The sequence below is a fragment of the Pseudomonas sp. NY15354 genome (genome assembly GCF_048068075.1).
In the GTDB taxonomy this organism is placed as follows: domain Bacteria; phylum Pseudomonadota; class Gammaproteobacteria; order Pseudomonadales; family Pseudomonadaceae; genus Aquipseudomonas; species Aquipseudomonas guariconensis_C.
This window is the reverse complement of sequence record NZ_JBLUPV010000033.1, coordinates 13,379-24,902: the sequence shown is the minus strand read 5'-3', so window position 1 is coordinate 24,902 and position 11,524 is coordinate 13,379. Positions and strand designations below refer to the sequence as shown.

General features: G+C 63.3%; 10 protein-coding genes. 9 read left to right on the top strand and 1 reads right to left on the bottom strand.

Annotated features, from left to right (window positions below):
- The first annotated feature begins 3 nt into the window (after positions 1–3).
- The 8 genes from ACNFCH_RS22450 (at position 4) to trpE (ending at position 8,516) form a co-directional block, all read left to right on the top strand.
- The gene (locus ACNFCH_RS22450) at positions 4–633 is read left to right on the top strand and encodes a response regulator transcription factor (protein WP_337159242.1); all 630 of its coding nucleotides are present in this window, start codon (positions 4–6) and stop codon (positions 631–633) included.
- Positions 634–934: 301 nt separating this feature from the next.
- Positions 935–2,059: an ABC transporter ATP-binding protein gene (locus ACNFCH_RS22445; protein ID WP_070090645.1), complete on the top strand. Its 1,125-nt coding sequence runs from the start codon at positions 935–937 to the stop codon at positions 2,057–2,059.
- 40 nt (positions 2,060–2,099) lie between these two features.
- A complete protein-coding gene (locus ACNFCH_RS22440; protein WP_070090644.1) occupies positions 2,100–3,134 on the top strand; it encodes an ABC transporter substrate-binding protein in 1,035 nt (344 codons plus the stop codon).
- A 66-nt stretch (positions 3,135–3,200) separates the two neighbouring features.
- Positions 3,201–4,448, top strand: coding sequence for an ABC transporter permease (locus tag ACNFCH_RS22435; RefSeq protein ID WP_337159243.1), 1,248 nt, complete (start codon positions 3,201–3,203; stop codon positions 4,446–4,448).
- An 11-nt stretch (positions 4,449–4,459) separates the two neighbouring features.
- Positions 4,460–5,287: an ABC transporter permease gene (locus tag ACNFCH_RS22430; protein ID WP_337159244.1), complete on the top strand. Its 828-nt coding sequence runs from the start codon at positions 4,460–4,462 to the stop codon at positions 5,285–5,287.
- Positions 5,288–5,474: 187 nt separating this feature from the next.
- The gene (rpe, locus tag ACNFCH_RS22425; protein WP_196165403.1) at positions 5,475–6,149 is read left to right on the top strand and encodes a ribulose-phosphate 3-epimerase; all 675 of its coding nucleotides are present in this window, start codon (positions 5,475–5,477) and stop codon (positions 6,147–6,149) included.
- Positions 6,146–6,964, top strand: coding sequence for a phosphoglycolate phosphatase (locus ACNFCH_RS22420; RefSeq protein WP_337159245.1), 819 nt, complete (start codon positions 6,146–6,148; stop codon positions 6,962–6,964). The genes rpe and ACNFCH_RS22420 overlap by 4 nt, the downstream gene beginning before the upstream one ends.
- A 70-nt stretch (positions 6,965–7,034) precedes the next feature.
- Positions 7,035–8,516, top strand: coding sequence for an anthranilate synthase component I (trpE, locus tag ACNFCH_RS22415; RefSeq protein WP_196165405.1), 1,482 nt, complete (start codon positions 7,035–7,037; stop codon positions 8,514–8,516).
- Between the two features lie 175 nt (positions 8,517–8,691).
- Here trpE and estP read toward each other — a convergent pair whose 3' ends face one another.
- Positions 8,692–10,557 carry an esterase EstP gene (estP, locus tag ACNFCH_RS22410; RefSeq protein ID WP_337159246.1) on the bottom strand — a complete coding sequence of 622 codons (1,866 nt, stop codon included), beginning with the start codon at positions 10,555–10,557 and terminating at the stop codon, positions 8,692–8,694.
- A gap of 373 nt (positions 10,558–10,930) precedes the next feature.
- On the opposite strand from estP, the gene ACNFCH_RS22405 reads away from it, so the two are divergent.
- Positions 10,931–11,524 carry an aminodeoxychorismate/anthranilate synthase component II gene (locus ACNFCH_RS22405; RefSeq protein ID WP_016497723.1) on the top strand — a complete coding sequence of 198 codons (594 nt, stop codon included), beginning with the start codon at positions 10,931–10,933 and terminating at the stop codon, positions 11,522–11,524.

The following is an 11,524-nucleotide window of genomic DNA, read 5'->3' as shown; positions in this document are numbered from 1 at the left end:
ACCGTGATACGCGTGCTAGTGGCCGAAGACCACACGATTGTCCGCGAGGGCATCAAACAGCTCATCGGCCTGGCCAAGGACATGCAGGTGGTGGGCGAAGCCGGTAACGGCGAACAGTTGCTCGAAACCCTGCGTCACACGCCCTGTGAGGTGGTGCTGCTGGATATCTCCATGCCCGGTGTGAACGGCCTGGAGGCGATCCCTCGGATTCGGGCACAGTCCAACCCGCCGTCGATCCTGATGCTGTCGATGCATGACGAGGCGCAGATGGCCGCCCGCGCCCTCAAGGCCGGCGCCGCAGGCTATGCCACCAAGGACAGCGACCCGGCCCTGTTGCTCACGGCCATCCGGCGTGTGGCCAGCGGTGGTCGCTACATCGACCCGGCGCTGGCTGACCGTATGGTCTTCGAGGTCGGCCTGACCGAGACTCGGCCCTTGCATACGCTGCTCTCGGAGCGGGAGTTCTCGGTGTTCGAGCGTCTGGCCCAAGGGGCCAATGTCAACGACATCGCCCAGCAACTGGCGCTCTCGAGCAAGACCATCAGCACCCACAAGGCGCGCTTGATGCAGAAGCTCAAGGTCAATTCCCTGGCGGAGCTGGTGAAATACGCCATGGAGCACAAGCTGGTGTGACTGTTCTGGTTGCGACAGTTGCGACCTTCAGCACACCTCTTAGCTTGTGGGCGCGGGCAGGCCCAAGAAAGGGCCGGGCCTGCGATCCGTGCTGCCTGGGCTGGCCTCTCGCGGGTAAACCCGGCCTCACACGAGGTGCGCAGGGCTGGCGCGCTATCCCAATCCCGCCATTGTTGTAGGGATCGCCCTACAACAAATCTTCCATACGGATGATGGCATTCTCTCAGCACCCCCGATTTTCCGGGGCTTGCGCCTTCTCTAGTCTTTGCCTACGCAGTCATTCCAACAAGAAGGTGCAGGCATGAGCGAGGCGAATTCGAACGCTGCCACCGGCGAGATCCTGGTCAGCTTCCGCGGTGTGCAGAAAAGCTACGACGGCGAATCGCTGATCGTCAAAGACCTCAACCTGGACATCCGCAAGGGCGAGTTCCTGACCTTGCTCGGCCCGTCCGGCTCGGGCAAGACCACCAGCCTGATGATGCTGGCCGGCTTCGAGACCCCCACCGCGGGTGAAATCCAGTTGGCCGGGCGCTCGATCAACAACGTGCCGCCGCACAAGCGCGACATCGGCATGGTGTTCCAGAACTACGCGCTGTTCCCGCATATGACCGTGGAAGAGAACCTGGCCTTCCCTCTGACCGTGCGCAACCTTAGCAAGACCGACATCAGCGAGCGCGTCAAACGGGTGCTGACGATGGTCCAACTCGACGCCTTCGCCAAGCGCTATCCGGGCCAGTTGTCCGGTGGCCAGCAACAGCGCGTGGCCCTGGCTCGCGCCTTGGTGTTCGAGCCGCAGCTGGTGTTGATGGACGAACCGCTCGGCGCGCTGGACAAACAGCTGCGTGAACACATGCAGATGGAGATCAAGCACATCCACCAGCGTCTGGGCGTGACCGTGGTCTACGTGACCCACGACCAGGGCGAGGCGCTGACCATGTCTGACCGGGTGGCGGTGTTCCACCAGGGCGAGATCCAGCAGATCGCGCCGCCGCGCACCCTCTACGAAGAGCCGCGCAATACCTTCGTGGCCAACTTCATCGGCGAGAACAACCGCCTCAACGGCACCTTGCTGTCGCGCAATGGCGAACGCTGCCAGGTCCAGCTGGCCCGTGGAGAGCGGGTGGAGGCCTTGGCGGTGAACGTCGGCGAGGCGGGTGATCCGGTGACGCTGTCGATCCGCCCGGAGCGCGTGTACCTCAATGGCCACAGCGAGCGCTGCGTGAATCGCTTCTCCGGCCGCGTGGCCGAGTTCATCTACCTGGGCGACCACGTGCGGGTTCGCCTGGAAGTCTGCGGCAAGGGTGACTTCTTCGTGAAGCAGCCGATCGCCGAACTCGACCCGGCCCTGGCCGTGGGGGATGTGGTACCGCTTGGCTGGGAGGTGGAGCACGCCCGCGCGCTCGATCCGATTGCCGAAGCCCATTGATGGTTTGCTTCACCAACCCTTAACTGTGGAGAGAACAATAATGCACAAGCAGTTGAAACTGACCGCCCTGGCCCTCGGCTTGTTCGCCGCCGGCCAAGCCCTGGCCGCGGACCTGACCGTCGTGTCGTTCGGCGGTGCCAACAAGGCTGCCCAGGTCAAGGCGTTCTACGAGCCATGGGAGAAGGCAGGCAAGGGCAAGATCGTCGCCGGTGAGTACAACGGCGAGATGGCCAAGGTCAAAGCCATGGTCGACACCAACAGCGTCTCCTGGAACCTGGTGGAAGTGGAATCGCCGGAACTGGCCCGCGGTTGCGACGAAGGCATGTTCGAGGAACTGGACCCGGCCCTGTTCGGCAACGAGGCCGACTACGTGCCAGGCGCAATCCAGCCGTGCGGTGTGGGCTTCTTCGTATGGTCCACGGTACTGGCCTACAACGCCGACAAGCTCAAGACCGCGCCCACCAGCTGGGCCGACTTCTGGGATACCCAGAAATTCCCGGGCAAGCGAGGCCTGCGCAAGGGCGCCAAGTACACCCTGGAATTCGCTCTGATGGCCGACGGCGTGGCGCCGAAGGACGTGTACAAGGTGCTGGGCACCAAAGAAGGCCAGGACCGCGCCTTCAAGAAACTCGACCAGATCAAACCCAGCATCCAGTGGTGGGAAGCGGGCGCCCAGCCGCCGCAGTACCTGGCTTCCGGCGACGTGGTCATGAGTTCGGCCTACAACGGTCGGATCGCTGCAGTGCAAAAAGAAAGCAACCTCAAGGTCGTCTGGAACGGCGGCATCTACGACTTCGACGCCTGGGCCATTCCGAAAGGCGCGAAGGATACGGATCTGGCGAAGAAGTTCATCGCCTTCAGCGTTCAGCCCGAGCAGCAGAAGACCTATTCCGAGAACATCGCCTACGGCCCGGCCAATGCCAAGGCTGTCAGCCTGCTGTCGGACACGGTGAAGAAGGACATGCCGACCACGCCTGAGAACATCGCCAACCAGGTGCAGATCGACGTGGCCTTCTGGGCCGACAACAGCGAGCAGCTGGAGCAACGCTTCAACGCCTGGGCGGCGAAGAAGTAAGCCGCGTTGACGGAGCGCCGGCCCGTATGGCGGCGCTCATCGTTCCCCAGATTTTCGGAGTTCGCCATGGCCATTGCAGTGCCCCTGAACGAAGGCGCAGGTAAAAGCCTCAAACAGCGCCTCAAGCATGCCGAGCGGGTCAACCGTTGGAAGGCGCAGGCGTTGATCGCGCCACTGGCGCTGTTCCTGTTGCTGGTGTTTCTGGTGCCGATCGCGGCACTGCTGTACAAGAGCGTCGGCAACCCCGAGGTGGTCAACGGTCTGCCGCGCACCGTCGAGGCCATCGCGCAATGGGATGGCAAGGGCCTGCCGGGCGAGGACGTGTACAAGGTGCTCAGCCAGGATCTGGCCGAGTCGCGCAAGAAACAAACCCTGGGCGATCTCTCCAAACGCCTGAACATGGAGCTGGCCGGCTACCGCAGCCTGCTGGCCAAGACTGCAAGGGCGTTGCCGTTCAAGGCCGAGCCCACTTCTTATAAAGACGCCCTGCAGACGCTCGACGAGCGCTGGGGCGATCCCGCGTACTGGCAGGCGATCCGTCGCAACACCAGCGCGGTGACGCCGTTCTACCTGCTGGCGGCGCTGGACCACCGCATCGACGACCTGGGCGAGCTGGCCAAGGCCACCCCGGACCAGGCCATCTACCTGGACATTTTCACCCGCACCCTGTGGATGGGCGTGGTCATCACCGCGATCTGCCTGGTACTGGCCTACCCGCTGGCCTATCTGCTGGCCAACCTGCCGACCCGGCAGAGCAACCTGCTGATGATCCTGGTGCTGCTGCCGTTCTGGACCTCGATCCTGGTACGCGTGGCGGCCTGGATCGTGCTGTTGCAGTCCGGAGGCCTGATCAACAGCGCGTTGATGGCCGTGGGCATCATCGATGAGCCGTTGGAGCTGGTGTTCAACCGCACCGGCGTGTACATCGCCATGGTGCACATCCTGCTGCCGTTCATGATTCTGCCGCTGTACAGCGTGATGAAGGGCATTTCGCCCAGCTACATGCGTGCGGCAATCTCCTTGGGCTGCCACCCGTTCGCCAGCTTCTGGCGTGTGTATTTCCCGCAGACGTACGCGGGCGTCGGGGCCGGCTGCCTGTTGGTGTTCATCATTTCCATCGGCTACTACATCACCCCGGCGCTGCTGGGCAGCCCGAACGACCAGATGGTCAGCTACTTCGTGGCCTTCTATACCAACACCAGCATCAACTGGGGTATGGCCACTGCCCTGGGTGGGTTGCTGCTGCTGGCCACCGTGGTGCTGTACCTGATCTATAGCTGGCTGGTCGGCGCCAGCCGCCTGCGCCTGAGCTGAGGAGCCCTGTCATGCTGAGCCCTTACATGTCGCCCGTGGAGCGGGTCTGGTTCTACAGCCTGCGTATTCTCTGCGGTCTGATCCTGCTGTTTTTGGTGTTGCCGGTGCTGGTGATCGTGCCGCTGTCGTTCAACAGCGGCAGCTTCCTGGTGTATCCGCTGCAAGGCTTCTCCTTGCATTGGTACCAGGACTTCTTCGCCTCGGCCGAATGGATGCGTTCGCTCAAGAACAGCATCATCGTCGCCCCGGCGGCCACCGCGCTGGCCATGGTGTTCGGCACCCTGGCCGCCATCGGCCTGACCCGTGGGGACTTCCCGGGCAAGTCGCTGGTCATGGCGCTGGTGATTTCGCCCATGGTGGTGCCGGTGGTGATCATCGGTGTGGCCAGCTATCTGTTCTTCGCGCCGCTGGGCATGGGCAACAGCTTCATTTCGCTGATCCTGGTGCATGCGGTGTTGGGTGTGCCGTTCGTCATCATCACCGTGTCGGCGACATTGCAGGGCTTCAACCAGAACCTGGTGCGCGCGGCGGCCAGCCTCGGTGCTTCGCCATTGACGACCTTTCGTCGGGTGACGCTGCCCCTGATCGCGCCTGGGGTGATCTCCGGGGCGTTGTTCGCCTTCGCGACGTCCTTCGATGAAGTGGTGGTGACGCTGTTCCTGGCCGGCCCCGAGCAAGCGACCCTGCCACGGCAGATGTTCAGCGGTATCCGCGAGAACCTCAGCCCGACCATCGCCGCCGCTGCGACCTTGCTGATTGCCTTCTCGGTGGTGCTGCTGCTGACCTTGGAATGGCTGCGCGGGCGAAGCGAGAAACTGCGGACCCAGCAGCCAGCGTGAGGTCCTTCCATCGCGGCGCAAGGCCGCTCCTACAAAGGTTTGCGATCTTCTGTAGGAGCGGCCTTGCGCCCCGAAGGTTCACCAAGCAGTCGCAAAACCAGATTGACAGCGATTGATACCAATCAGCCTTCATTCGTTTGCCTGAGTTACAATGCGCGCCACCGTGATTTCTGCCAACAGGTGCGCCATGCAGCCCTACGCTATTGCCCCCTCCATCCTCTCCGCCGATTTCGCCCGCTTGGGCGAGGACGTCGACAAGGTGCTGGCCGCCGGGGCCGACATCGTTCACTTCGATGTAATGGACAACCACTACGTGCCCAACCTGACCATCGGTCCGATGGTCTGCAGCGCACTGCGCAAGTACGGCGTGACCGCGCCGATCGATGTGCACCTGATGGTCAGCCCGGTCGACCGCATCATCGGTGACTTCATCGAAGCGGGCGCCACCTACATCACCTTCCACCCTGAAGCGTCCCAGCACATCGACCGCTCTCTGCAGCTGATCCGCGACGGTGGCTGCAAGGCTGGCCTGGTGTTCAACCCGGCCACCAGCCTGGAAGCGCTCAAGTATGTGATGGACAAGATCGACATGGTGCTCTTGATGAGCGTCAACCCAGGCTTCGGCGGCCAGAAGTTCATTCCGGGCACCCTCGACAAGCTACGCGAAGCCCGCGCGCTGATCGACGCCAGCGGCCGTGATATCCGCCTGGAGATCGACGGTGGCGTCAACGTCAACAACATCCGCGAAATCGCCGCCGCCGGTGCCGATACCTTCGTGGCCGGCTCGGCGATCTTCAATGCGCCGGACTACCAGGAAGTCATCGCCAAAATGCGCGCCGAACTGGCTCAGGCCCGCCCATGAGTGGCTTCGAGCAGCTGTTCCCGGGGGCGCTGCCAAGGCTGGTGATGTTCGATCTGGATGGCACCCTGATCGATTCTGTCCCTGACCTTGCCGCCGCCGTGGATCGCATGCTGCTCCAGATGGGGCGCCCGCCCGCAGGCCTGGAGGCAGTACGCCACTGGGTCGGCAATGGCGCCCAGGTCCTGGTCCGCCGCGCCCTGGCCGGTGGCCTGGACCACGCTGCTGTCGATGACGCCTTGGCCGAGCAGGGCCTGGCCCTGTTCATGGAGGCCTACGGCCAAAGCCATGACCTGACGGTGATCTACCCCGGCGTGCGCGATACCCTGCGCTGGCTGCGCAAGCGCGGCGTGGAAATGGCACTGATCACCAACAAGCCCGAGCGCTTCGTCGGGCCACTGCTCGATCAGATGAAGATCGGGCGCTACTTCCGCTGGATCATCGGCGGCGACACGCTGCCTCAGAAAAAGCCCGACCCGGCAGCGCTGTTGTTCGTCATGAAGATGGCCGGCGTGCGTCCCGAGCAGGCGTTGTTTGTCGGCGACTCGCGCAGCGATGTGCTGGCGGCCAAGGCGGCGGGCGTCAAGTGTGTAGGCCTGACCTATGGCTACAACCATGGCCGGCCGATCGACGAGGAGTCCCCCAGCCTGGTCATCGATGATCTGCGCGCTCTGCTGCCAGGTTGCTTAGTCCCGGCCACTGGGATAACGTTGGCGGACCTTCAAGCCTCACAAGACAGAGAATCCACCGTGGCGGTTACCGGCAAGTTCTGGATGAAAGTCATCAAGGCCCTGGCCCGCTGGCGCTGGCGCGCCTGACTTCTGCCCGCCGGCGCCTGCCGGCCCGTCCGCTTGCCCGACCCCATTGCTGCTTGCCACGAGGCTACCCATGACCCGCGAAGAATTCCTGCGCCTGGCCGCTGCCGGCTACAACCGCATTCCCCTGGCCTGTGAAACCCTGGCCGACTTCGACACGCCGCTGTCGATTTATCTGAAACTGGCCGACCAACCCAACTCCTACCTGCTCGAGTCTGTGCAGGGCGGTGAGAAGTGGGGCCGTTACTCGATGATCGGCCTGCCGTCGCGCACCGTGCTGCGCGTGCATGGCTACCACGCCAGCATCCTGCAGGACGGTGTGCAGGTGGAAAGCCACGACGTGGAAGACCCGCTGGCCTTCGTCGAGGCGTTCAAGGATCGCTACAAGGTCGCTGATATCCCGGGGCTGCCGCGCTTCAACGGCGGCTTGGTCGGCTACTTTGGCTATGACTGCGTGCGGTATGTGGAAAAGCGCCTGGGCGCGTGTCCGAACCCGGACCCGCTGGGCGTGCCGGACATCCTGCTGATGGTCTCCGACGCGGTGGTGGTGTTCGACAACCTGGCCGGCAAGATGCACGCGATCGTGCTGGTGGACCCCGCCCAGGAGCAAGCCTATGAGCAAGGCCAGGCGCGACTGCAGGGCCTGCTGGCCAAGCTGCGCGAGCCGATCACCCCGCGCCGCGGCCTGGACCTGAGCGGCCCGCTCGCCGCCGAGCCTGCGTTCCGCTCCAGCTATACCCGCGAGGACTACGAGAACGCAGTCGGACGTATCAAGGAATACATCCTGGCCGGCGACTGCATGCAGGTGGTGCCGTCCCAGCGTATGTCCATCGATTTCAAGGCCGCCCCTATCGACCTGTATCGGGCGCTGCGCTGCTTCAACCCGACGCCTTACATGTACTTCTTCAACTTCGGTGATTTCCATGTCGTGGGCAGCTCGCCGGAAGTGCTGGTACGTGTCGAGGATAATCTGGTCACCGTGCGGCCGATCGCCGGGACCCGACCACGCGGCGCCACCGAGGAAGCCGACCGGGCACTGGAAGACGACCTGCTGTCCGACGACAAGGAAATCGCCGAACACCTGATGCTCATCGACCTGGGCCGCAACGATGTGGGCCGGGTGTCGTCCACCGGCAGCGTGCGTCTGACCGAGAAGATGGTCATCGAGCGCTACTCCAACGTCATGCACATCGTCTCCAACGTCACAGGCCAATTGCGTGAGGGCCTGACAGCGATGGACGCCCTGCGCGCGATCCTCCCGGCCGGTACCCTGTCGGGTGCGCCGAAGATCCGTGCCATGGAGATCATCGACGAGTTGGAACCGGTCAAGCGTGGCGTCTACGGCGGTGCCGTGGGCTACCTGGCCTGGAATGGCAACATGGACACCGCTATCGCCATCCGTACTGCAGTGATCAAGGACGGCGAGCTGCATGTGCAGGCGGGTGGTGGCATCGTCGCTGACTCGGTGCCAGCGCTGGAGTGGGAAGAAACCATCAACAAGCGCCGGGCCATGTTCCGCGCTGTGGCCTTGGCGGAGCAGACGCCACAAGCCTGATGAACGATGGATCGAACGGCGCCCCAATGGCGCCGTTTTTCTTTGGCGTGCCGTGCAGCCCTCGCGCAGGCCGGTTCGCGGGCTCTCCTGTCCCCTTGATGACACCGCAGATCCTGTAGGAGGGGGTTTACCCGCGAAACAGGCGACGCGACGGTCCGCAGACTGCCCCCTCCATTCAGAAGTCCATGCTCAGCGCCAGGCCGATGCCTTGCTGTGTCACTGCATCGCTCTTGCGCCAGTTGTAGTTGCCCCGCAGGTGCACCCCAGGTACCAGCTCATGGGTCAGCCCCAGGCTGGCGCGTGTCAGGTTGCTGTCCGGTGTATAGCCCGTGAGTGTGAAGTCATGGGCCGGCAGGCTGGCGAGGTTCAGGGTCAGGTCCTGGCGATCGTCTTCGAACTCGTGCTCTCGAGCGACTTCGGCAAACAGCCGGGTACCCGCTGTGAGCAGATAGCCACCCTGCAGGCCAACGCCCAGGCGCCGTGAGGTTCTGTCTTGGTCATCGTAGGCCAGGGCGGTGGAGCGTCCGCTCTTTTCCTCGTAACCGTCGACTTTGACCCGGGCATAGTCGGCGCTGACGAAGGGCGACAGCTGCCAGGCACTCTGCTCGACCGTCAGGTCGTAGCCCAGCCGGCCGGTAACCGCCCAGGCCTCGCCATCGGTGTCGCCTTTCTCGCTGCGCTCACCCACGCCGAGCGCAAATGTACGCTTGAGGTCGTGATAGTCCAGGTGCCCTGCGGTCAATGCCGCGTCGGCCCACCAGCGGTGCTGGCGATACTGGGCAAAAACCGTGGCGAGGTAGCTGTCGAGCTTGTAGTCCGAGTCGTATTCGCCGGCTTCGAGCTTCTGTCGGTTCACGCCTGCCGCGAGGCCGATGCGCCACGCGTCGTCGACTCGATAGCTGCCACCTAGGGTCAGGTTGTAACCGCGCCCGTCTGCACTGACGGCTCCGCGCTGATTATCGAAGTCCAGGTCCTGAGCGCCAGTGGCGACAAAGGGTTGCCATTGACCGATGGCCTGCCATGGTGTCTGCCATTGGTTGCGAAGCTCGTCCTGATGGGCCCGCAGGTTGCCGTGGGCCATTTCCGGCAGCAGAGTCAGCTCCCATGGCGCGGCGAGGATCGAGTAGCCGTAGTCGGCGATCAGTTTCTGGCCGGCGATGGTGGGGTGTACCGAATCGTTGAACAGCAACTTGGTGGGATCCGGTGTGGTGCCGTTGGCCCCGTACACCGGGTTGCCCACACAGCCTTCGCCGCTGTAGCAAGTGCCGACCAGATTCTGCCCGGCGGCCAGCCCGAAGTCGGCAGGGTTCGCCAAGGCCTCCTGGAGCAGGCCTGGAATGTTAAGGGGGATGATCTGCGCGTCGATCCGGCCAAGTTGGCTCAGCAACGACTGATTGAACACACCGGACAGTTGCGACAGTGGGCCTTGCAATGGCGTGCCACTGTAGTTGGGTGTCTGTCCCAGGTCCGGCAACAGCCAGACCATGATGTAGCGCGCCCCGCCTTGTTGCAGGGCTTGGGCACTCGCTGCCAGGCGTGCGCCAGCGGCTGCGGCGTCAGCCGGTGTATTGACCAGGCCTTGGAGGAAGTCGTTGCCGCCTCCGGTCAGGTAGTACAAGGCGTTTGGATCGGCGCGCAAACCATTGGCCAGGTAGCCGTCACGCTCGCGCAGCACCGTTCCCGCCCCGGGGCGTCCCGGAGGGATGACGGTCCGTGAGGTCTCGGTGATCGAGTCGAGTATCTGTTGCGTGGTATAGCCGCCGACGGCCCAGTTGTTGCCATCGGGCCGGGTGCCGATGGAGGTGGAGGGGTTGAGCTCATCGGACGGAACACCCAGCCGGTTGCCCAGGATCATTGGTGTGACCGGCGCATAGCTGCCATCGGCATTGCGGTTGGTGAAGCGCAGGCCGAACTGTCCGGCATCGCTGAGGCTGTCGCCGAACACGATGAGGGAGGAGTAGGGCGAGGGCGCTGCCATGGCCTGGCTGCAGGAAAGGGCCAGAAGCCCCATCAGAGGACGAAGAAAGCGTGGTTTGCGCATCGCAGAAGGTCCTTTTCTTTATTTTTGTCGGAACAACCCGATTGACCTTAACAAAGCTGAGGGAATTCGATCCAAGTGGATTCGTTTCTCCGTATTTACGGGCATATTGCACCCGTCGTCCCGGTAGGCTACTGTGCCGTGACGTATAAGCGAGACCTATCCTGTGTTGATCGTCAGCAAACTCTTGATGCGCGTTATCAAGGCCCACGCCCGTTGGCGTTGGCGCGCCTGACTTTATCTCCTGCCGGCCTGTCCGGCCCGCCCCGTTTGCCTTCCAGTCGCTTCACCCACCGCCCGCTGCGGACAGCCCGCGCTTGCGACCGACATTGGAAGGTTCGAATTCAAAGTCAGTAGATTCAAGAGGTTCAGCCCGATGTTACTGATGATCGACAATTACGACTCCTTTACCTACAACGTCGTCCAGTACCTGGGCGAGCTGGGCGCCGAGGTCAAGGTCATTCGCAACGATGAAATGACCATCGCCCAGATCGAAGCCCTCAACCCTGAGCGCATCGTCGTTTCCCCTGGCCCTTGCACGCCGAGCGAGGCGGGGGTTTCCATCGAGGCCATCCTGCATTTTGCCGGCAAGCTGCCGATCCTCGGCGTCTGCCTGGGGCATCAGTCCATCGGCCAGGCCTTCGGCGGCGACGTGGTCCGTGCCCGCCAAGTGATGCATGGCAAGACCAGCCCGGTTCATCATCGTGACCTGGGTGTTTTCGCCGGTCTGAACAATCCACTCACCGTGACTCGCTACCATTCGCTGGTGGTCAAGCGCGAAACCCTGCCCGACTGCCTGGAAGTCACCGCCTGGACGGCCCACGCCGACGGCTCGGTCGACGAGATCATGGGCCTGCGCCACAAGACGCTGAACATCGAAGGGGTGCAGTTCCACCCTGAGTCGATCCTCACTGAGCAGGGCCACGAACTGTTCGCCAACTTCCTCAAGCAGACCGGCGGCCACCGCTAA

Coding starts and splice junctions, on each gene's coding strand:
- ACNFCH_RS22445 (WP_070090645.1), top strand. CDS start 935: ATGAGCGAGGCGAATTCGAACGCTGCCACCGGCGAGATCCTGGTCAGC.
- ACNFCH_RS22435 (WP_337159243.1), top strand. CDS start 3,201: ATGGCCATTGCAGTGCCCCTGAACGAAGGCGCAGGTAAAAGCCTCAAA.
- ACNFCH_RS22420 (WP_337159245.1), top strand. CDS start 6,146: ATGAGTGGCTTCGAGCAGCTGTTCCCGGGGGCGCTGCCAAGGCTGGTG.
- trpE (WP_196165405.1), top strand. CDS start 7,035: ATGACCCGCGAAGAATTCCTGCGCCTGGCCGCTGCCGGCTACAACCGC.
- ACNFCH_RS22405 (WP_016497723.1), top strand. CDS start 10,931: ATGTTACTGATGATCGACAATTACGACTCCTTTACCTACAACGTCGTC.
- ACNFCH_RS22430 (WP_337159244.1), top strand. CDS start 4,460: ATGCTGAGCCCTTACATGTCGCCCGTGGAGCGGGTCTGGTTCTACAGC.
- rpe (WP_196165403.1), top strand. CDS start 5,475: ATGCAGCCCTACGCTATTGCCCCCTCCATCCTCTCCGCCGATTTCGCC.
- ACNFCH_RS22440 (WP_070090644.1), top strand. CDS start 2,100: ATGCACAAGCAGTTGAAACTGACCGCCCTGGCCCTCGGCTTGTTCGCC.
- estP (WP_337159246.1), bottom strand. CDS start 10,557: ATGCGCAAACCACGCTTTCTTCGTCCTCTGATGGGGCTTCTGGCCCTT.